Below are 20,594 nucleotides of genomic sequence, written 5' to 3'. Positions count from 1 at the left end.
TATGGTCGGCACGATCAATCGTGTTCAAATTCGTACCGCCGCTTGGTAGCGATACGACATAACGTTGTGGCTCACGACAGGGTGAATTCCGGCTGCCCAGTTCGACGCTGGTCAGGTGCCGTCAGTAGCGGTCAAAGACATGTCGATACGTTTGAGGGACTAGTCAAGCGAGCTAGATCCATTCGTAACTGATTTCTTAAACTGCCCAGTTCTCAACGACTAATCCTGGGTAGCCTTTGAAATCATCCTAATTGTTTTTAACCAGGGTAAGGCCCGAGTTAACGGCTTGAGTTGTAATGAGCCTGTCATGGCGTTGCGACCTTGGTCAGTGACTGCCGCCCGTAATATGCCAAAAATCTCAGCGTCCGATTCTACAAACGGCAGGACTGGGATTTTGCGCCCAGCGTTCGTTATCAGGAATGACAGTGGCCGTGCGAATCAGCCAAACGCTAGATTCTTGTTGCTCAACCAAAATCTCGCGACCCTCAAATTGTCTATCAATCGACATCTATTTATCGGCGCCGTTGGACTTGAAGGTTGGAGCGACGCCATAATTTGAATGGTGTTCGCCTTGGTGTCTCACCAAATTAGTGCTGCACCAAATTTGGGTATTTTGCCGTGCCAATCTTTCATGGTAATTTGTCATGACGCATCGCTTCAAGTGTGGATTACCATGAGTCCACAAGCAACATTGATTCTGGCAAAAATTCGCATCATTTTTGTCCAAAAATATGTGTGATTTTGAGGGTCAAATCAGCAACCAGCTTTTGCTACATTGAGCGTCGGAGAAGCATTACATTTTGCTTTTTTATGCAGAATTTGAAAAAATCAAAATATGAACACTTGAAATCAAAAACCACTGTACTTGTGCGCATTACAGTTAATGAAACGAAATGTCAATGTAACAAAAATCCTGCATTCCAGTTAATGAAAATTCTCTCGAAAATGCTACGAATTCAATAGCATTTTCAAGACTGTCAATGTGTAGGTTATGGTCTCAACTATGCTTCAATAAGTTGCTTTTTTTTTAGAATTTTGGAACCATCAGATGGTGTTATCAAAAAGATTGAAATCCGAGCGTATGAAGGTTAGAGGAATTTTTTAGCTCTGAAAAATAGGGCATGATCATGAATGATCTGACTGGTTGCCTTTTAACCGAGATTGTTCATTAGGATTTTTAGCTGAATCCGTGAATGCCAAAGGCTCACCGGCATTGGCCCAAAACCCCTCAAACCAAGGCCTTCGCTGGCGTGCCACAGCCAGTTGAATCGTCTTTTTCCCCGACTTATCCATGCTGCTATCCCAGAATGCGCCGACAGCCAGAACCTTGTGATGCAGCGTCGCGAGGGTGTCCTTGTGTTGTGAAGACTCTGCAACCCAGCGACGTGCCAAGTTGGCGTTGAGGCCCTTGGCCAGTGCGACCGCCGCTGTCGAGATGCCCGGCTCAAAGCAAGCCGCTATGACTTGGCGCTTGAATTGATCACTGTAGCGTCCGCGTCTACGACCAGCCTGCGGCATTTGAATTTCTGGAGTGTCCATGTGTCCACCTGAGTTGAAGTGGACACGATGCTCTTAAGAATTACCAATCTCCGCAAGGTGACTTCGCCACCCGCTTACGCCAAAGTCGGCAAAAGTCTTAATGAACAATCTCGGTTTAACTCATGTCACATGGTTCACCATGATGTTCGTGTTCACGGGTTAAGTGTTTGGTCGGTCCAATCACTAAGTTGCGTATTGGAAATATTTAATTCATCGCGTACAAAATCGATGACGTCAAAAGATGATCGGCGATCACACGTTCTTGGTCCATCTGTGAGCGTTTTAAATGACTTTAAATCAACGATCTGATCTTTTCAATACTCGATTTGAAAAAAAATTGATTTAAACATCTTTCACAATGGGTAAATGCGCCAGTTTTTTTAAAAAAAGGGCAAGCCTGGACTATCAAGGATTTTTGTGCAATTTGAAGACATGTAAGTCTTAGCAGGAAATGATCTGCAGGGGAAAAATTGAACCCAGCTATGATTTCATATGGTCATAGCGAGATTTGGTTGGTTTCTGATTTTGCGTAGATTGTAAGATGTACATTGTAAGATGTACATTGTAAGATGTACATTGTAAGATGTACATTGTAAGATGTACATTGTAAGATGTACATTGTATATTTTTCTGAATTTCAGCTATAGGCCTTCAGTCAAAAAGTTTTTTATCGAGCTTCCACTGCTTGGAAAATTTATTATCTAAAGAGCAAGTCCATGAAAGATTGTGACTGAATGTTCGCCTTAGGTTTGCAGCATAAGATCAGTAGCAAGAGTGTGTTGCTGTCCAACTTTTCTAGAGGATGAAAATATTATTTGTGTGACTACTTGTGTTATCAATTTTCGTCAACATTTTCATTAGGAGTAAAAAATTTATGATGAAGGAATGTATATGGCTGATGAACTTAAGATGTTTCACGTTGCAGATGATGTTAACATGGTCAATGATGAAATCGACCCGGATTCGGTTATCACTGAATCTAATACAACAGCAAGGGCTAAATCGGCTAGGCCCAATTTAAATATTAACGTTTCTCTGCCACAAGTTATTGTTTTTCCAGACATTAGCGTGATCCAAATCGCAAATAAAGGGAAGCCAGCGGTAGCGGCAACTATGGTGCCAGCCACCACCATTCATGCACCTAGGTCATCTCGAAAACGTGGCCCTAAACCCAAGCTTGGTGGTAAAAAGAGATTAAATCAAGTCAACTGTGGACTAAACGACGATGAGTGGATGGAGTTAAATCGCGTCCGTGGCGCTCTTGTTCCCTCACAGGCCTTGCGCATCTTGGCGTTTTCGCGAACTTTGCCCCGCGAAATTCCTGCGATCAACTTGCGGGCTTATGGTGACTTGGCCAGCGCTGTTGACAATCTCAATGTATTGGCATCTCGCGTCCATGAACACCTTCAACTTGAGATCTCCGACGTGGTCATGATTTTGTCCAGGTTGCGCGCGGCACTGTTGGGCGTTTCTGATGAATTCATCGAAGCCATGAAAGTGCAGGAAGCACCTCTGACTGCTGTGATTAGCAAATCAAAGGCGATTGCCAAATGAAGGGCATGAGAAAAATCAGCCGTAGCAATGCCTTTAAAGAAGTGCTTGGGTATGCTTTTGGCGGCGAAATGAGGAGACCGAGCCATGGTCGCCTTATCGTTGGCAACTTGGCCAGTACCGGCATCAACAGCATGGTGGCTGAGTTTTGGGCAATTGCCGGACGCCGACCGGACATTGCCAAACCGGTCTGGCATAGCTCGCTTCGCATGCCTTTGGGGGAGGATGTCAGTGATGAGCGTTGGATTGCCATCGCCAAAAGTTATCTCATACGCATGGGGTTTGACCTCAAAAAAACCCAGTTTTTGGTGGTTAAGCATCCTGATCAGCACATTCATTTGATCGTTAACCGGGTTTTTATTGACGGGACAGTCTTTCATGGCCAGAACGAAAACTTCAAATCAACCCGCGTCATTGGTGAAATGGAGAAAGCCTTTTGCCTCACGCTGACGCCAGGTCCAAGTTATGACATGGACGGAAAAATTGTGATGCCTAAGAAGTCCGGCTTAAAAAAAGCTGAACGGGAAATGATGTCACGCACTGGAAGGACCCCTGCGCGGTTGGTCTTGCAAAATCGGGTGGCCATTGCCATGCAGGGGGTGCCAACAATGGCGATGTTTCTGCAAAGGCTGGATGAGGCTGGCGTGATTTCGATTCCCCATATCGCCGAAGCCGGTGCTGTCGACGGGTTTTCGTTCGGCTGGCAGGGCGTTGTCTTTTCTGGCTCACAACTTGGCGCGGCCTACAAGTGGGCAGCGATACAAAAGAACATTATTTATGTCGATGACGCAGATGACGCAGATGACCCAGAGCTTGCCAGACGCCAAGTAGAAACACGAACCGGGGGACCAACTCTCTTAGATGCGAGCCCAGAGATAGGCCTTGTCTGGCCAGATACTGGGTCTGAAAAGCCGGATGCTGGAGCAAACGCTGAGTTTGACTCCCCAGATTCAAGGCCTCGAGGCTTGGCTCCTGAACCTGAAAAGCCGGATCAACGTATCGCCACGACAAACCTCGCAATTGTCGGCGCCGATGCAACCGTCATCTCAGACGATCCGCAACCTCATGTCAACCTTGAAAGCGCTGACGCCACTGAATACGAACAAGAGAATCCCGTCGATCAGGTCGGTTTTACCCCAAAAGAAGGAGGGGGAGCTGGTCCAACTGGCCTTATACGCGTCAGTCCAGACAGTTTTGAAGGGAATACGAGGGCTCAAGACCCTCTCGAGCAGGTCCAAATCGGACAGACTTTTGAAAAAGCTTCTCGGTTAGCAAGTCGGCATGATGAGGCACTGGTAATCCAGGCTTGGCGCGTTCAGGCGAAGGCGCTTGATGCATCGGTTTATCGACTTATTTTGAAAGACCGTTTGTGTCCTTTGGGAGTTGAACGCATCGACCCCATTGGCGAATGCAAGCATGGGCAAGCTGCCCCTGCCTACACGGCCACCCAGATTGAGGCGATGATCCCGGCACTACGCTTGTCGAATCAGCGTGGATTTGATGTGTACCTGACCCCAGTCCATTTAAATACACATTACCTGTTGGTTCATGAGATAGCGCCTGAACGTATGGTAGCGATGCAAATGCAGGGTTACACGCCGGCGTTGATTTTGGGATCTGGTGACGATGAGCGACAGGCTGTGATCAAAGTGCCTCGTTGCATTGGGCGCTCGGACGATCAGGATGTGACCAATGCTATTGAAGCGGATATCAATTTGAGCTTTGGCGGTGGCGGCCACCTGCCAGCTGAAAAAAAGTTGCTGCCCATGGCTGGGTTTTCTAGCCAGAAGACCTCAAAAAAGGACTTAGTCATTGTTGTTCTTGATGCAATTGGGCAACCGTGCCACAAGACCTTCGACCGGATTGCTGCGCAACGCAGAGAGCTGGATCAAGTTAAAGATGATGAGCGCAGGGCGCTCCAAATGGAACTGGAAAAAAGCTTGCTTGCTGAAAAACTGTTGCAGCAGTTTGAGATTGATGCGCAGATGTATCTCCGTTATGCCACTGGACTGCAGTCTCAAAGCCAAGACCCGATCGATGATGCGGTGGCACTAGCAATGCTCCAAGAGGATTATCTTGTTAATGATGTCTTGGCAGTGTTGCGGACTTCGCCGCATCTGGAGCGTCGGCATTTAGATGTTGATTTGTATCTGGATGACCTAATTCAGCATGCGCAAGAAGCATGGGCTAACGAAGTGGAAAAACAAGAAGATCGCCACGGAGATATATCAAGGGCTTAATCTGGATTGGTTGCTCACGAGAATTTTTGAAAGTGCTGGGTTGCCTCTTTGGGTTGCTCAATCAAAAAAGCCACCGGCTTTGCCATGAATGGATACGGAATTGATTGCCATGACCACCTGAGGGCGAAGTCGCACCTGTGTCGAAAAACGGCCTTTTTTGTTTTCCGCGATCAGTAATCACGACAACTGGACATTTTCCGACGGACTGCAGCCAACAAGTCCAATGTACAAAGAAATTGCCAGCGGGCGGGTGGTGGCTTGCAATGCACTTGCACGTGGATGGGCAGAAAGAATATGGCAATCACTGGAATCAACGGTCATTCCTTTTTGCCTTGAACGTCGTCTCATGAAGAGTCCAAGAACTGACTGCGATTGACGGTGGTTCGCCTGGTGGCAATGGACTGTCTCCGATCAAACGCAGTGCCATTTCACAAGAGCCATATGACCAAGGTGACCTGCTCAATGACATGTTTGCAGCACGGACATGTGACAAGCACTTGCGCCTTTGAGCAGCAGCAACGCCAGTGACTAAACCTAAACCCAAACCAGCATCAAAATCCTTATCTAATCTACAGACTAGATAAGGTCGTAGGCCGTAAGCTTGCGGATCAATAGATATTACTCTGATGTTGCAAACAAAATTCTGAATAGCTAATATTCGGCGAAATTATTTACTAATAACTTAAAAAATAACCTTCTCAATTGGAGCTTAAAAGATCAATGTATCTCGACTTGGTCATCAGGTACATACACTGCTAGCGACCCAAGTTCACAATCAAAGTAACGGCATAGTGAATCTAGGTTGTGCGCTGAAGCGTTGTAGCCACGGGTGTTAACCATTCTGGACAACGTTGTTCTATGAATTCCTGTTGCCTCAGATACTTCGCGCCATTCAAGCCTTCGCCCCAACTTAAAAGAGCGTTCAGCAAGACGTTCTGATAGCAAAAAGCGGATCATTTATATCTCCCAAAGTGTGAATTTAGATTAGTATGCTTGATTTTCACGTCCCATATGTTGCATAAACGCTACATATGTAAATTAAGTTGCAAGAATGCCCGTACGTAGCGTTTATGCGTCATATACTACATATGTGCAACGCAATAAGCAGAAGGAGAGCACAATGAAACTGAAAGCACCAAACGTAACGCCATCAATTTGTGACTTTAGGAGGAGACTTGCTGAAAACAAGATTCGAGAACAGAGGCAGGGTGGACCATGAAGTCGCACCGCGGTCTTTTGTTGTCATCTAAATAAAGATTGAGTATGGGAAGAATATCGAGATATTTGTATTATGTATCTATCAATTTAATTGGCAAGTGGAATTTTATTTTATTATGTATTTTAGAATTATTTATTAGGGGTATTTATTATGAATTTCAAAAATTACATGGATTTTGAAAATTGCAAGCTTGCTATCAGCTTAAGTTTAACGTTTTATGAAATGACGGAGATCGCAGCGATTCACGTTTTACTAAACGAAGGTAAAGGTATAGATGGTAAAGCCAGAAAAATGTCAAGCTCAGAAATTTGGGACTGTGCTAAAAAATATTTTTTGGATTTATTGGATAATCATGGAATAGCCATATTTCAAGATCAACAACGGGATACATTTATTCAGTATCTATATAAGCATGTGCGTGATCAAAAATCACCAATAAACAGAATTGGTCAAAGAATGGGTTTCTATTTTGATATGGATAAAATATTACCAATTTCACAAACAGGTGAATCACTAGTAGCTGAAAATAATAGAAATTTATTTGCGAAAATTGGAACCGTCGCTAAAACAAATGTTTCGAGGGAAAACACGCTTTATTCTGTATTGCAATCCTGGCTTGTCACAAATCAGTACCAGGCAGCAGATATTTCATCAGAAAAATTGAATGGAAGATGGGGCAATCCTGATGTGGCGGGAATTAGAGTTTGCGAGAGCTTTAAAGGAATTACATTTGAGTTGGCAACAATAGAAGCTAAAACTAGCTCAAAGGATTGGCAAGTGAATATTTTTGAGGCAGTTGCGCATATGCGGTTCGCAAATCGGGCATATTTTGCTTATGCCGAACCCAAAAGTCGTCAATTTGTTGATTTGGAAGACATTAAGTATTATTCTGAGCTTTATAAAATCGGTGTAATTAAATTGGTGTTAGAAGATGCAGATTATGATAGATTGCTAAATGATAATGACTGCAAGCAACTCACATCTAGCGATGTGGAAATTATAGAAATTTGTTCAGCAAGTTTTAACATTCCGCAGGATAAATATCAGTTGCGGTTTTGTGAGAACCTTGGTATTAAGTCGACTAAGGATTTATATTCTTGGGGAAAATCTGTTCACTAATAGAGTTGTGCCCTGAGTCCGATGGGGTTATTCTTAGATATGTAGAACTGCTGCGCTGGTAGTGAAGACGATAGTACTTCCTACCAGCGCCGATTGCGGTCAACGTTCAAACCGAAGTTTCGCCCAAAACAATTTCACCATTTGGGACTCACTACTTTTCTTTGATGTTGTTCGGATGACGTCATCCGTCGGTAAGTTCAACAGTATTTTTCAATTCAGTTTGGATACGATTAAATTAAACATCCACAAATCCCATTACTTGAGTTCGTACCAAACACCTCGCCCACTGCCTTGCTGATTCAAATGGCCACGTTCGACCAAGTTGCGGAAGTGAAGCTTGAGCGTATTTCGACTGACGCCCGTCAATTTGATGGCGTCACCAATCGTGATACGTCCATGCTCACGGGCAAATTCGACGATCTCCAACGACAGGTCGGGCAAAGCTGCCAGCACTATTCTTTCGCGTTCGACCTTCCTCTCCAGTCGCCGAACCTGTTCGGCCAGCGAGCGCAGAAAGAAAACCAGCCATGGTTGCCAGTTGGGTGTATCCGATCGGATGGAACCCTGCGTCTGGCGCAAAGCCAAATAGTAGGATTCTTTGTTGAGCTCTATCACGCTTTCCAGTGAGCTGTATGGCACATAGGCATAGCCGGTCTGGATCAACAGCAATGTCGTCAGAACCCGGCTGAGTCGGCCGTTGCCGTCCTGGAAGGGGCGAATCTCCAAGAACACCACCACGAAAATGGCAATGATCAACAGCGGGTGCAGTTGCGCCTTGTCACGCTCATCATTGACCCAGGTAACCAGTTCGCCCATCAGGCGAGGCGTGTCAAATGGACTGGCCGTGTCGAACACGATGCCAATCTGCACACAGCTTTCGTCAAACGCGGCCACACTGTTTGAGTTGGTCTTGTACTGCCCCCGGTGTCGTGGGTCTTTCTCAGTGTGGCGCAACAAGATCTGTTGCAGTTGCTTGATGTGGTTCTCATTGAACGGGATGTCTCGCCAAGAGCTGAACATCAAGTTCATCAAATTTGCGTAGCCAGCGACTTTTTGCTCATCGCGGGTCTCAAAAGACTGGATCGCGAAGTTTGACAGCAGCTTTTCTACTTCCCGATCGGTCAGCTTGCTGCCCTCAATACGAGTGGACGAGCCAATGCTTTCGATGGTGGCCACCCTGCGCAAGGCTGAAAGACGTTTGGGTGCAAGTGTTCCCAGGGCACGCCAAGCGCCTTTGAACTAGTCAATCCGAGCGACCAGGTTCAGTATCTCAGGTGTGATGTGGAGGGAGCCAGTTCGAAGCATGAAGCCAATATTAGACCCAATAACACCCATTTATCAAAGCGGGCACCGATCGCGAGCAAAGGAATAAATGGATGTGAATGGAAGTTTTATTGGATCAGATTCGCCACCACACCATGGCCAGAAGTCCCTTAGGTCTCTTTTTTTAGAGAACTCTGATGGAACACAAAATTAGCCCTTGTTGCGGATAGCTCTTTCAACCGTTCCTCCATACCTACCAGCCATCGGCGGCACTTTGGTTGATGCGTTCCGCAAAAGCGCCAAAGAATGCCGTCAAAGTTCGCCGTGGCCATGCCGCTGTCCTGATTCGTGTAGACCCATACCCGCGACCTAACATCCACCTTGAACTTTCCGCTATGCCTTTGATGCCTTGACCACCTTGGCTTCAGCATCCCACCGCACCAAAGCCGCCTTGACACTGGGCACATTCGCACCAAAACGCTTGGCCAGTTGTTCAACATTTTGCCCAGCATCCCTGAGTTTGATGATTTCATCCCTCGGTAGCCGTCGCATGCGGGCCTTGCGCTGGGGTGCCTCTTGACTGGCCAAGCGCCAAGCGGTGAGCCGGGCAAAGTGCTGCCACAAACAATCAAGATCAAAAGCCGACTGCTGGTCTTGCAGTCGGACAAAGTCGGCATCTCTGACTTCTGTGACCGCTTGGTGCCCCACGGAATGCTGTGGCGTGTAGCCGCATAGCCACTGGGTAAAGAAATCGCGATGCAAGTCCGTCGGCACGGCAGCCATGGCTACTGGGTTGCTGCAAGCCAAGGCCAATCGCCCCAGAATGTCAGCGCAATAGGCCGCTAAAAATACCGTCAGCTCATGGGAAACGTCTTGGGCTGGGTCTGGCGGTTTCGGCGCGCCATGCAGCAACTGCGCCATCAATTTCTTCAATGACTCACACGTGTTGCTTAGGCGGTGCAGGTCAATCACATACCAGCCGATACGCACCCAGGTCAGTGGTGCTGCAGTCACTGGCCCTGCCAGTCTGTGCGCAATGATGGTTGAATATTCTTGTAGCAAGGCCAGCCCATCGGTCTGCCTCTGACCCGCAAGCAAACCCACGCGAGCGGTCTCAACCATGGCAGGCAAAATCGCCAATGATTTTGTTTGCAGCGCGTGTGCCGTTGTTAACTCGGGTTGGGGCAACGTCATGGCTTCACCTTGCAGCGCGCCAACTGACGCATGTTTGGTGGCTGACAACTTGAACAGCTTCAGCAGAGCGGCCTCATACTGGGGCACAAAGCGCAGCGCCCGCGTAATCTCCACACGGCTTTTGCCAGCAGTGTTCGCATGCACTCTGCAATATTTACGAAAACCACTGCTGCGATAACACACATTGCAAAAGCGCTGAAAGTTGAGCTTGCCCAACCGGGCTTCAGTTGGTTCATCCAAAGACTCGGCATTGGCAGGTGTGTCTGAATTGACAGAGTCGGTGTAAGCGTACTTGAGGTAATCGAAAAGCCGCGTCAGGCCACCAGGCATGCCGATATCCTGGAGTCTTTCCATTGCCCGATGAAATTCCATTGAATCGGCGGCACGCTCATCAGGCTCAGCTGTCTGCTTGCGACCGGCAGACGACTGTTGTTCAAGCTCGGCCCATTGTTCATCAGACAAATCTGGATTTATGTCATCCTGTTGCGGCGGCTCGAAGTCATCAGCTCCTTCAAGATCTGGCGCTTCAGAGTGACTGATGTCCTGTGAAGCATCACGCTTTTCCAGAGCGTCGAGCATCTCGTTGGCATCAATGCCTTCGTCGACTGAGCCTTCGGTCAGTTCATTGGCTTGAGCGCTTCGACAGATATACGCATACCGCAGCATCGTGGCAACGGTTAAAAGAACAGCGCGTGCCACTCGGTACGCCGAGCGCATCTCGCCAAATGCCGGATCTTCTGGTTGACCGGGATCCGAAATAGCCAGCGGTGGGTGCTGCAAGGCAAAAGCCAGGCGCTGGTAGTCGTCAGCAAGCGACATCACCTCCACTGGGTTGATCAGCCGAACGACCTCAACCGTTGTCGAGCCCGTTGAGCTGGTCATGCTCGGTGCCAACTTTCTGGGAAACAACAACTCAAGCTCCGTTGCCGGCCAGGTGGTGCCGTTGCTGCCAACGCTGGTTTGCACGGCAGCCCATAGGGGTTGAATGAAGGGTGGCAGAACGGCTAGCTTCTTTTGATTGTCTGAATAGTCACAGATTTGTCCAACCAGCCGGGTTGCCCGTGGTTTTGACAGCGCGCCACGCGACAGCAAACTGGCCAGCACTTGCGCCGCCACCGTTGCTGCGTTGGCTTGGGTTGTCCCGGTGAACGTCAGGGCGCTGTCTTTGGTTGTTAACAGCAACGCCGCCGTGGTGTTGTGCAGGTCAACACAACTTGCCAAATGTGCGCGCCATTCCTGATACTGTGGTTCAGTCAGGGTGACGTTTCGACTGCGTTTCCAGTAGTCCAGCAAGGACCGGTCTTGCTCCAACATGGCTCGCCCCAGGGGGGCATCGATGTTGTCGACTATTTTTAAGGTGTTGACTTGGCATTGAACAATGTGCTCTTCACAAGCATTGATGACATCGGTTACCGATTGGTCCAAAAGCGACCAGAGGGCACCAATCCATAGGTCATCTTCATTGTTGCCACTTGTGTGTGTGGCATCGTTTTTCCAAACTAACTGACTTTTTCCGTGAAGAAGCTCTTGTAAGCGCACTAACAGTGAGTCTGCACAGGCCATCGCTGGGTTCTTGCGCAGGACAGCACAAACTTGAAGTAGGGCGGGTGCAGACACGTTGCGAAAAAGAACAATTTTCCTCGTCGGTTCGGATTCGGCCAGTTTGGGGTTCGACATGAATTTTCTGTGGTGATGCTAAAAGTATAAATTCAACATTTGTGACACATATTTTAGAAGGTGCCAGCCAGAGATGAGGCATCAAAAAGCATGGATCAAACAACAAAAGCTAATTGCATTTACATAAAGCATTGATTTTGGTGATGTTTATAGTGTAAACTTCAGTCAATGCATTCGATATGCAGCAGTCACAAGCCATTCAAGCAAAGGACATCAGCATGGCATCAGATCAACAGGTGGCAAAACGGACGCGACAGGCACGCCGCCAAAGCCAGGAACGCTTCGCGTTCGGCTCTCTGCCTCCCCGGCGTGAATGCCGAGGTTTCCCGCGCAATTTCGATGAACAAACGCTCAAACTTCTCAAACTCTGAATATCCCGCTGGCTTTGTCATGATCGGCGCCCACGGCTTCAGCAACGGCCTGCTTTTTGTGCCGCAAAGGGCGGAAAAAGAGTTAGCCGAATGTCTCAAAGAAATTCGCTCGCGCGATGAAATGGCGCAGAAAGACCAAGTGGACGGCATCCTAAACACCATCGTCACTGCGTCCCGTGAAGAGGTGGCCTCGGACCCAGCGACGAGCCATGGGGCTGATTCAAGCCTGTCCACACCAGTGGCTGATGTGACAGTCCCGTCTGAACAGGGATTTGAACTTGTCGCTTGTGTGAGTGAGGCCGATGTGATGGCTCAAAAAGCAGCGACTGAGGTCAACACCAAATTCAGCGACCGTGACCGCAACAATGCGATGAAGGCCGTCATCAAAAAATTGACCTCACGTCCTTTGACTCGCAGAATCGGTCGACCACGCGACGTGGAAGAATCGATGAAAAAACTCGCCTTGATCGCGCCTCACATGCCCGAATTGGTCCAGACACTTAGGATTCCCTTGCTGGTGGCGGCGTCGACAGGGGCGCCACCGATGATTCCACCCATCCTTCTGGTGGGTGGCGCTGGTGTCGGCAAGTCACACGCGGCACTAATGATCGCTGAAATATTAGGTGTGCCATCCCACACGGTCAGTTATGCCGCGTCTGGTGCTGTTGGCAGCGTGTTGAGTGGCTCAGACAAGAACTGGGGAAACAGCTCAACTGGCGCCATTTTCAACGCATTAAGCGATGGGGAGTTTGCCAATCCCGTGATCTGCCTCGATGAAATCGACAAGGCATCCATTTCCACCACCGTGAGCGGACAGGAACGTAATCCACTCAATGAGTTGTTGGCATTGCTGGAACCCTTGACGGCAAAAGAGCACATGGATCGATGTGCCGAAATCCGGGTTGATGCCAGGCACATTGTGTGGGTTGCGACCGCCAACTCCCTGCAGGGTCTGTCTGCGCCACTGTTGAGTCGTTTCAAACTGATTTTGGTCAACAAGCCTGATGCCAGGGCGGCTGTAACGATTGCCTTGTCGGTGACCCAAGCGGTCTCGACCCAGATGGGTGTCAGCGTGAAGCCACCCAGCGGCGAGGTGCTGCAGTTGTTGGCCACGCTTACACCTCGCGTGATGCGTCGGATTTGGACTTTAGCGGCTGGTTGGGCGGCCGCCAACAAACGCGAGCGTGTCACCATGAACGACATTGAGCATTCGCTCGGGCATGGCTCAGGACTTGTTTCCAGGCTGCACTGAATAAGATTCAAACGAAGGCTTTGCTTGGCAATAAGTTGGGAGCTTCAATGTCTACCGACGGTGAGCATCAATACGCCGGTGTGACTCGATGCCTGTGTCTTGCAGCTCGCGCCTTGGGCTCACGGAGCAGACGAGTCAGCGAGCGTGTCCCGGTCGCTGGCAACGGTCACGTCAAAAGTTGATTGTCACAGCGGCTTTGTCAAATACGTCCAGAATCAAGTGGTTTGACGGCATGGGTGAATACGTCATCGACTGGGGGCCAGGTTATCGGATCTACCTCGCCAAAGATGGCGACACGATCATCGTCCTGTTCGGTGGCGGCAGCAAACGGGGCCAGCAACGGGACATCGACAAAGCCAAGGCATTGTTGGTTGAGTACATACAAAGCGCGCAAAAAGGCAATGACCGCCAGATCCGGTAGCAAACACAAGGGGTAACAAATGGCATTGACCAGAAATTTCAAAGATACCGTCCTTCAACGCGTTCAAAGCGACGCGTCTTTTGCGCAGGCGCTGCTTGATGAGGCTGCAACACTGTTTCTCAATGGTGAGCCAGAAACAGCTCGCCTGATTTTGCGTGACCTAGTGAACGCCACCATCGGTTTCGAGCAACTCGCAACGCTGACCGCCAAGCCAAGTAAAAGTTTGCACAGGATGCTGTCGCCTACCGGTAACCCCAGTATGGACAACCTGGCAGCCATATTTCGAGCAGTGCGCGAACGGCTACAGGTCAGCCTGTCTGCGCACTCGGTCGCAGCTTGACAGCCTCCGCGCCGTGAACGGCGATGAATCCTACGGTGTTACGGATGAGAAACATTGAGGCTGCCAACACCCTGCGGCTATTTTTTAAATTGCTTGGCAGACATGCGATTTACGAGTCGATCAATCAGCTGGCAGAAAGCAGCATGAGCACAGCAGCGAACCCATAAGTCAAGTCACTAATTTTGAACGCCCACCCAGATGCAGCCTCGAAAATTTTGCCCATGGGTCAAGCACCACATCATCAAAGTTCTGACGGCTTTCCTTGAGCCTGGTCTTACTTTGTGTTGGTGTAAGCAACGGGAACGTTACCCAATTGCGCTCCACCTTGACTTGGCCGTTGTGCAGGGTGGCGGCAGCCAGTAAATGCCTTTGTAAATGGTGCGTGGTGAGGGAATAACGTGAAAGTACAGGTAATCAAAAAATCGCCTGCGGGTCGATCTGGGTGTTGGCGTCGGCCAAGTCGTCGGCCCGGGGCGCAAAGCGCAGCTGGCCATCTACCACGCGGTAGCACAGGGAATGAATGGCAAAGTGGTTTACGCTCAGGCTGCCTGGTGCAATGGTGCAATGGTGCAATGGTGCAATGGTGCCGGGGGTGGGGGGTGGGGGGTGTTTGGGGTAATGGCGTGGCGATGAAAGAGTTCGGTGGGTGCGCTGGCGGCACAATTATCAGGCAGGCAAGGAGAGCCACGCTTGCCGTCCCACCCTACAGCGATATAGTGCAGATTCCAATCACAAAGGTAGCGAGGTATGCCCATACTTTCTGTATTCTTTGGCATCATTGTCCGGATGTGGCACGATGACCACCCGCCGCCGCACATTCACGTCGAGTACCAGGGGTTTGAAGCGCTTGTGGTGATCCGAACCGGCGAGGTCTCGGAAGGGCGCTTGCCCAGAAAGGCTGCAGCTATCGTGAAAGAGTGGTGTCTGACGCACCAGCAGGAATTGCTGGCTAACTGGACTCACGCAGAGCGCTTTGAACCAATGGAACGTATTGCAGGAGCTGACCAAGATGATTAAATTAATCAACGCCCATTACTTGGGTGACTTTCGTGTGGCACTGACTTTTTCTGATGGCCGAGAAGGTGTTTTCCATGGCCACGATCTATTGCAACGAACCGGGCCATTACTGGTGCCGTTGCGCGAAGAGTCTTACTTCAAGCGAGTGTTCATTGATGCCGGGGCGCTCTGTTGGCCAAATGGCCTAGAGCTTTCGCCACAGCGTTTGTATGAGACTTGCATCTCATTGGTTGCTGGTTGAAACCCACAACCTAATTGGATGTCACCTACAGCCCGAACCGCACGTTGCCAAAGTCTTGCACCTCATCCGCGCCCGGCGCCACCCTTAAAAACACGCCATTGGGCAATGGGTTGACCAGCGTGTTGCTGGACAAGTAAAGCGTGTTGCGCGGCCAGGTGTAGCCCTCAGCACCAAACGAGATCAGGTGAGGGTTTTCGGTGCGCATGCTTTGCGCAATGGTGTTGCCCACCACAAAAGCCTCGCCGCCATTGGGAAACTCCAGCTCGTAGCTGGCCGTGCCGTCTGCGCCGTCAACCAGACGGCTGTTGAGGATGTGGCTCAGCGCCGCCCGGCTTTTCAGCAGGTGGCCAATGTGCGCATGGTGAAAATAGCTGTTAACCAACGTGAGCCGGGCAATTTGCCCCGCATACAGGTTGTGGTTGCGGCCGTCTGGGAGCTGGTTGTAGGCAAATTCGCTGTCGTAATCCCTGACTGCGCGTCCAATTCAACGATTTTCGCTATGCTACGAACCCAGACGGACGGTATGGGTTCAAGCCACCGTTGGCTGAGCCAGTTCGGCGAAATTATTGATTCTTACAGCCCCATCTGGGAAACGTGCAACCACTTCCAATTGACCACCCATGGCTTCAATGTGACTGCGTAAAGTGGATAAATACATGTCGGTTCGTTTTTCCATTTTGGCAATGGACGGTTGTTGAACGTGCAGCATGTCAGCCAACATTTTTTGCGAAAGTCCACGTGCTTGACGCAATTCGTTCAGAGGCAAGAGCCCGCCAGAAGTCGTTATTCGCGGGCTTCAATGTGTCCATTGCCGACTTTCACACCATTGATCTGCCTCTTCCAAAGCTGCCATTGAGTTGGCCGCGTCAAGCGCGTTTCGCAAGCGCCTCAAACTCCTCCAGCGGCAACGGTTTGCTGAACAAATAGCCTTGGTAGGCATGGCAGCCCAAGCTGGCGAGGAAATCTCGTTGTGCCTGAGTCTCCACCCCTTCAGCAATTGCCGCCAACCCCATGCTCTCGGCCAAGGCGATGACCATCTTTGCAATGGCTGCGTCATTGGGGTCGAGCAAAATGTCGCGCACAAAGCCCTGGTCGATCTTGAGTTGATCCAGCGGCAGTCGTTTGAGATAAGCCAGCGAAGAGTAGCCGGTGCCAAAGTCATCGAGCGAGAAACCTACGCCGCGTCCTTTGAGCGCGCTCATCTTGGCAATGACTTCTTCAATGTCACTTACCAACATGCTCTCGGTCAGTTCGAGCTTGAGCCGGTGTGGGTTGGCGCCCGTGCGTTTGAGCGTATCGAGCACCTGGTCAACAAAATCGATCTGGTTGAACTGGCGGGCACTGACGTTCACTGCGACCGTAAGTTGAGCCATCGTGACTTGGCTGGCCCAGCGCGCCAACTGGGTACAGGCTGTGTCCAGCACCCATTGGCCCAATGGCAGGATCAGTCCAGTCTCCTCAGCCAGCGGAATGAACTCAGCAGGGGAAACCATGCCACGGCGCGGATCGTACCAGCGTACCAGTGCTTCAACGCCGGTAATCTGGTGCTCACTGTTCACCTGTGCCTGGTAATAAAGAAGGAACTGGTGTTGCACCAGAGCTTCGCGCAAACCGCTCTCAAGTACCGCACGAGCGCTGACAACGGCCTGCATTTGCGGGTCAAAGAAACGCAAGGTGTTGCGGCCCGCAGCCTTGGCCTGGTACATGGCCAACTCAGCCTGCTTCAAAGGTTCTTCGGTGTTTTCCATGTGGTTGCCGTCGAACATGGTGACGCCGATGCTGGCCGTGCTGTGATGTGATGAACCGTCAAGCTGGTAGGGCTGATTGAGCGCGGCAATGACCTTTTCGCCCATGGCCTTGGCCTGAGTGGCAACCTCCTGGTTAACTTGGCTCAAGTCTTCGAGCAGGATGACGAATTCATCGCCACCTAAGCGTGCCACGGTGTCGCTTTGACGCACACAAGCCCGCAAACGGCTTGCGACCTGCTGCAGCAGCAGATCGCCTTGGTCATGGCCGAGGGTGTCATTGAGAGTTTTGAAGTCATCCAAATCAATGAGCAGCAGCGCGCCCTGACGCTGATGACGGGTTGTCGCAGCCAAGGCGTGCTTGAGTCGGTCGATCAGAAGCCTGCGGTTGGGCAGGCCGGTCAAGGGGTCAGAGAATGCCAGACTCTGGATCTGGTCTTCAGCCGCCTTGCGGGTGGTGATGTCACGAGCGATGCCCAGTACGCCGATCAAACTCCCTTCCTCATCAAGCATGGGTGTCTTGATCGTCTCGAACAGTCCCCGATGCCCATCATCGGCGAACGTCAACCATTCCTCATTGACGCTGGGCACGCCTGCTGCCATCGCACTGCGGTCGTGCGCGCGGAAGACATCGGCCAATTCCTTGTCCACAAAGTCGTAGTCGGTTTTGCCAATAATGTCCGCTTCCTTGGCGTCGTAGAGGCGTCCGAACATTGGGTTGCAACTCAGAAAGATCCCTTCGGAGTCCTTCAGCCAGACCAGGTCTGGAATGGCTTGTACAAGGTAACGCATTCGGGCATCGCTCGTTATCAGCGTCAATTCCAACTGCTTACGCTGGGAAATGTTGCGCCCGGTTCCGTGATAGCCAGTGAAACGGCCTGTCTCGTCAAACCGAGGGTCACCATTTATGCTGTACCAGCGCACCTCACCATCATCACCTGTGATCGGATACTCCATGTTTCTGAAAGGCAAATGGGCATTGAGGATTGCGCGGTGCGCTGCCCATTGCTCTGGCGTTAGTTCAACATTGAGTTCCCAACGGGTTTTACCAAGGGTGTTGGCAGGGGGCGTAAAGTCATTGGCAAACGCACCAGAAAATTCAGTGAATCGAAAGGCCTCGTCTTGGCTCCAGAACCAATCAGAAGACATGGTTGATAGCGCCAGAAACTGCTTTTCGCGTTTTTGCAGATCTGCTTCTGCCTGCTTGATGGCTGTCAGGTCTCGCCAAACACAATAGATGACCGGGTGGCTCTCCAATTCAACAATTGAAGCTGTGACCTCAGCGTCAAAACTTGTGCCATCGGCCTTGAGATGTTTCCATTCAAAACGGTGTGCACCCTTTTCCCTGACGATCGCCATCATTCGCTCCGCCTTGACAAATGAGTCCTGACCATCAGGTTGAGTCGGAGGCGAGAGGATTGACGGATGAACATTCAGTAGCTCATCCCTGCAGGTGTAGCCCAGCGTCCTGACGGCAACATCATTGCATTCGACAAACTTGCTGTCATCGACAATCCAAACCGGGTCTGGTGACGACTGAAGCAGTTGCCGAAACAAGTCTCGGCTGGAATTGAAGTCGGTATGAGTCATTGGAGTGGATTTGTCTTTGGCTAATGATGCCACTTCTGCGCCCGACAAGGGAAAACACTAACCATGAGCTTTGATGAATGTAAGTCGACGTTAGCGCTGCACCAGCGTTGCACAATCGGTCAAGTTGGTGGTTACCTTCGAGCGGTGGTCCAAGGAGTTGGGCGACACAGACACCAGGCAACTGTCTCTTTCCCCAATGCATAAGACTATCATCTGAGTAAATCATGGTAGACGCTCAGAGCGCCACATGGAATAAGTAAAACATGATCTTGCCCCTGTTTTCCGGACTCCTTAAGCCACCAATTATGCGGACTTCTCGTCTTGCTGCTGGGCCGCTGTCCAGCGTTGCTCAAACGTCATTGGGCTGACGTAGCCCAACGTTGAGTGCAATCTCTTGTGATTGTAAAAGTTGATCCAGTCCATGACCTCATCCATGGCCTCGCGGCGAGTGGCAAACTTTCTGCCGTACAGCCTGCCGACCTTCAATCGGCCCCACAGGCTTTCAGTAGGGGCGTTGTCCCAGCAATTGCCTTTGCGGCTCATTGATGATTTCATCTCAAAACCTCTGAGTACGCTTTGAAATTCATGGCTGCAGTACTGGCTGCCTCGGTCCGAATGAAAGATCAAGCCAGGCTCTGGCCGACGCCGGAACCACGCCATTCGCAGCGCATCCGTCACCGCGTTGGCCTGCATGTTGTCTCTCATGCTCCAACCCACCACTTGGCGGCTGAACAGGTCGATCACGCCCGTCAGATACAGCCAGCCTTCGTCGGTGGCGATGTACGTGATGTCACTGGTCCACACCTGGTTGGGTGCCTCTGGCGTAAAGTTTCTCTCAAGTAGGTTTTCTGCGATGGGCAGGTTGTGTTTGCTGTCGGTGGTCACGACAAATTTCCTCTTGCCTCTGGCCTTGATACCATGACGCTGCATGAGTTTTCTGACGCGCTCTTTGCCGACCCGAATGCCCCGTGCCACCAGTTCCTTCCACATTTTTGGCCAGCCGTATTCCTGCTTGACCTCGGCATGGATGGCCTTGATGTGTACCAGCAGGGCTTCGTCGCTGATGCGTTTGCTCACCCCTGGCTTACTGGGCTTATCCGTGTCCTTGCGACGCCAGTGCTCGAAGTAGCCGCTGGGGCTCACACCCAGCACTTCGCACATCAATGTGAGCGGCCAATGGGCCTTGTGTTTGGCAATCCAGGCGTACCTCACAGCAATTCCCGCGCGAAGTACGCCGTCGCTTTTTTTAAGATGTCGCGCTCCATCTTCACCCTGGATAACTCCGCGCGCAGCCGGGCCAGTTCCATTTGCTCTTGACTGACAGGCTTGTCGCCCGCCCCCGCGAGCTGTCCTTTATCACTGAGTCGAACCCAGTTGCCCAACGTCTGTGTTGGCACGCCCAGTATCTTGGCTGTCACAGGTACTGCCTGACCACCTTTGACCAGTCTGACAGCTTCGAGCTTGTATTCCAGCGTGTATTGCCCACGCGCTTGTCCGTCTTTCCTTTTTCCCATTTCGTAATCTCCAATGTCTGAATTTGACCATCAGCTATGGAGTCCGTTTTTCGGGGGCAAGTTCAACATTCAGATTGACTCAAAATGTCAAATGCCACATTTAGCGAGGATGTGCAGGAATTCGTTAGACAGCTCGACGAAGCAGGGCAGGCACATATGGCATGGTCACATCGGTGTAAGCGCGCCATTAACCTCAGGTAGTCAAGGTAAGGGAATCGGCGATATTTCTGGTAAGCGCAGGTTCCATGGAAGAAGCGCTTCAACTTCTTCGGCCGTCTTTGCGGCTGGCAATTCACGTATC

Annotated in this window: 17 protein-coding genes; 8 read left to right on the top strand and 9 right to left on the bottom strand. The window is 50.5% G+C overall.

Annotated elements, in window-relative coordinates:
* Nucleotides 1-1,125: 1,125 nt before the first annotated feature.
* The gene (locus PHQ58_RS13515) at nucleotides 1,126-1,539 is read right to left on the bottom strand and encodes a transposase (protein ID WP_300111775.1); all 414 of its coding nucleotides are present in this window, start codon (nucleotides 1,537-1,539) and stop codon (nucleotides 1,126-1,128) included.
* An 891-nt stretch (nucleotides 1,540-2,430) separates the two neighbouring features.
* Here PHQ58_RS13515 and PHQ58_RS13510 point away from each other — a divergent pair.
* Together PHQ58_RS13510 and PHQ58_RS13505 are read left to right on the top strand one after the other, a co-directional pair.
* On the top strand, nucleotides 2,431-3,093 hold the full coding sequence (locus PHQ58_RS13510) for a hypothetical protein (RefSeq protein WP_300111774.1): 663 nt from the start codon (nucleotides 2,431-2,433) through the stop codon (nucleotides 3,091-3,093).
* Complete coding sequence (locus PHQ58_RS13505; RefSeq protein WP_300111772.1) at nucleotides 3,090-5,330, top strand: DNA-primase RepB domain-containing protein; 2,241 nt, start codon at nucleotides 3,090-3,092, stop codon at nucleotides 5,328-5,330. Before PHQ58_RS13510 ends, PHQ58_RS13505 begins: the two co-directional genes overlap by 4 nt.
* Before the next feature lie 717 nt (nucleotides 5,331-6,047).
* Here PHQ58_RS13505 and PHQ58_RS23645 read toward each other — a convergent pair.
* Nucleotides 6,048-6,287 (bottom strand): helix-turn-helix domain-containing protein, encoded by a 240-nt coding sequence (locus PHQ58_RS23645; protein WP_367187322.1) that lies wholly within the window; start codon nucleotides 6,285-6,287, stop codon nucleotides 6,048-6,050.
* A gap of 412 nt (nucleotides 6,288-6,699) precedes the next feature.
* Here PHQ58_RS23645 and PHQ58_RS13500 point away from each other — a divergent pair, with 412 nt between their 5' ends.
* Nucleotides 6,700-7,668 carry a hypothetical protein gene (locus PHQ58_RS13500; protein WP_300111771.1) on the top strand — a complete coding sequence of 323 codons (969 nt, stop codon included), beginning with the start codon at nucleotides 6,700-6,702 and terminating at the stop codon, nucleotides 7,666-7,668.
* A 255-nt stretch (nucleotides 7,669-7,923) separates the two neighbouring features.
* Here PHQ58_RS13500 and PHQ58_RS13495 read toward each other — a convergent pair whose 3' ends face one another.
* Together PHQ58_RS13495 and PHQ58_RS13490 are read right to left on the bottom strand one after the other, a co-directional pair.
* Nucleotides 7,924-8,844 carry a Fic family protein gene (locus tag PHQ58_RS13495; RefSeq protein ID WP_300111769.1) on the bottom strand — a complete coding sequence of 307 codons (921 nt, stop codon included), beginning with the start codon at nucleotides 8,842-8,844 and terminating at the stop codon, nucleotides 7,924-7,926.
* Nucleotides 8,845-9,324: 480 nt separating this feature from the next.
* On the bottom strand, nucleotides 9,325-11,439 hold the full coding sequence (locus PHQ58_RS13490) for a hypothetical protein (RefSeq protein ID WP_300111767.1): 2,115 nt from the start codon (nucleotides 11,437-11,439) through the stop codon (nucleotides 9,325-9,327).
* Between the two features lie 702 nt (nucleotides 11,440-12,141).
* On the opposite strand from PHQ58_RS13490, the gene PHQ58_RS13485 reads away from it, so the two are divergent.
* From PHQ58_RS13485 to PHQ58_RS13475, 3 genes are all read left to right on the top strand, one after another.
* Nucleotides 12,142-13,425: an AAA family ATPase gene (locus PHQ58_RS13485; RefSeq protein ID WP_300111766.1), complete on the top strand. Its 1,284-nt coding sequence runs from the start codon at nucleotides 12,142-12,144 to the stop codon at nucleotides 13,423-13,425.
* Nucleotides 13,426-13,657: 232 nt separating this feature from the next.
* A complete protein-coding gene (locus PHQ58_RS13480) occupies nucleotides 13,658-13,846 on the top strand; it encodes a hypothetical protein (protein WP_300111764.1) in 189 nt (62 codons plus the stop codon).
* Between the two features lie 19 nt (nucleotides 13,847-13,865).
* On the top strand, nucleotides 13,866-14,186 hold the full coding sequence (locus PHQ58_RS13475) for a transcriptional regulator (protein WP_300111762.1): 321 nt from the start codon (nucleotides 13,866-13,868) through the stop codon (nucleotides 14,184-14,186).
* 414 nt (nucleotides 14,187-14,600) lie between these two features.
* Here the strand turns inward: PHQ58_RS13475 and PHQ58_RS13470 are convergent, their stop codons facing one another.
* Complete coding sequence (locus tag PHQ58_RS13470; RefSeq protein WP_300111760.1) at nucleotides 14,601-14,759, bottom strand: hypothetical protein; 159 nt, start codon at nucleotides 14,757-14,759, stop codon at nucleotides 14,601-14,603.
* Nucleotides 14,760-14,933: 174 nt separating this feature from the next.
* Here PHQ58_RS13470 and PHQ58_RS13465 point away from each other — a divergent pair, with 174 nt between their 5' ends.
* Both PHQ58_RS13465 and PHQ58_RS13460 read left to right on the top strand, forming a co-directional pair.
* Nucleotides 14,934-15,203: a DUF4160 domain-containing protein gene (locus PHQ58_RS13465; protein WP_300111758.1), complete on the top strand. Its 270-nt coding sequence runs from the start codon at nucleotides 14,934-14,936 to the stop codon at nucleotides 15,201-15,203.
* Nucleotides 15,196-15,444, top strand: a complete 249-nt coding sequence (locus PHQ58_RS13460; RefSeq protein WP_300111756.1) for a DUF2442 domain-containing protein — start codon at nucleotides 15,196-15,198, stop codon at nucleotides 15,442-15,444. Before PHQ58_RS13465 ends, PHQ58_RS13460 begins: the two co-directional genes overlap by 8 nt.
* 25 nt (nucleotides 15,445-15,469) lie before the next feature.
* Here PHQ58_RS13460 and PHQ58_RS13455 read toward each other — a convergent pair whose 3' ends face one another.
* From PHQ58_RS13455 to PHQ58_RS13440, 4 genes are all read right to left on the bottom strand, one after another.
* On the bottom strand, nucleotides 15,470-15,826 hold the full coding sequence (locus tag PHQ58_RS13455; protein WP_300111755.1) for a hypothetical protein: 357 nt from the start codon (nucleotides 15,824-15,826) through the stop codon (nucleotides 15,470-15,472).
* Nucleotides 15,827-15,973: 147 nt separating this feature from the next.
* Nucleotides 15,974-16,231 (bottom strand): XRE family transcriptional regulator, encoded by a 258-nt coding sequence (locus PHQ58_RS13450; RefSeq protein ID WP_300111878.1) that lies wholly within the window; start codon nucleotides 16,229-16,231, stop codon nucleotides 15,974-15,976.
* Between the two features lie 79 nt (nucleotides 16,232-16,310).
* Entirely contained in the window at nucleotides 16,311-18,779 is a 2,469-nt protein-coding gene (locus tag PHQ58_RS13445) for an EAL domain-containing protein (protein ID WP_300111752.1), read from the bottom strand.
* 303 nt (nucleotides 18,780-19,082) lie between these two features.
* Nucleotides 19,083-20,293, bottom strand: a protein-coding gene (locus tag PHQ58_RS13440) for an IS3 family transposase (RefSeq protein WP_300111751.1) whose coding sequence is annotated in 2 segments (ribosomal slippage) — nucleotides 19,083-20,029 and nucleotides 20,029-20,293 — 1,212 coding nt in all. Because the reading frame shifts where the segments join, the coding sequence is not laid out codon by codon here.
* Nucleotides 20,294-20,594 lie beyond the last annotated feature (301 nt).

It is taken from the genome of Rhodoferax sp. (assembly GCF_028688795.1).
Taxonomy (GTDB): Bacteria; Pseudomonadota; Gammaproteobacteria; order Burkholderiales; family Burkholderiaceae_C; genus Rhodoferax.
The sequence above is the reverse complement of the archived record's forward strand: the minus strand, read 5'-3'. Positions and strand labels throughout refer to the sequence as shown.

Bases quoted from the DNA above. Each gene is read 5' to 3' on its own strand.
- PHQ58_RS13460 (WP_300111756.1), top strand. From the start codon at position 15,196: ATGATTAAATTAATCAACGCCCATTACTTGGGTGACTTTCGTGTGGCA.
- PHQ58_RS23645 (WP_367187322.1), bottom strand. From the start codon at position 6,287: ATGATCCGCTTTTTGCTATCAGAACGTCTTGCTGAACGCTCTTTTAAG.
- PHQ58_RS13445 (WP_300111752.1), bottom strand. From the start codon at position 18,779: ATGACTCATACCGACTTCAATTCCAGCCGAGACTTGTTTCGGCAACTG.
- PHQ58_RS13485 (WP_300111766.1), top strand. From the start codon at position 12,142: ATGAACAAACGCTCAAACTTCTCAAACTCTGAATATCCCGCTGGCTTT.
- PHQ58_RS13515 (WP_300111775.1), bottom strand. From the start codon at position 1,539: ATGGACACTCCAGAAATTCAAATGCCGCAGGCTGGTCGTAGACGCGGA.
- PHQ58_RS13505 (WP_300111772.1), top strand. From the start codon at position 3,090: ATGAAGGGCATGAGAAAAATCAGCCGTAGCAATGCCTTTAAAGAAGTG.
- PHQ58_RS13500 (WP_300111771.1), top strand. From the start codon at position 6,700: ATGAATTTCAAAAATTACATGGATTTTGAAAATTGCAAGCTTGCTATC.
- PHQ58_RS13510 (WP_300111774.1), top strand. From the start codon at position 2,431: ATGGCTGATGAACTTAAGATGTTTCACGTTGCAGATGATGTTAACATG.
- PHQ58_RS13475 (WP_300111762.1), top strand. From the start codon at position 13,866: ATGGCATTGACCAGAAATTTCAAAGATACCGTCCTTCAACGCGTTCAA.
- PHQ58_RS13480 (WP_300111764.1), top strand. From the start codon at position 13,658: ATGGGTGAATACGTCATCGACTGGGGGCCAGGTTATCGGATCTACCTC.
- PHQ58_RS13490 (WP_300111767.1), bottom strand. From the start codon at position 11,439: ATGTTGGAGCAAGACCGGTCCTTGCTGGACTACTGGAAACGCAGTCGA.
- PHQ58_RS13465 (WP_300111758.1), top strand. From the start codon at position 14,934: ATGCCCATACTTTCTGTATTCTTTGGCATCATTGTCCGGATGTGGCAC.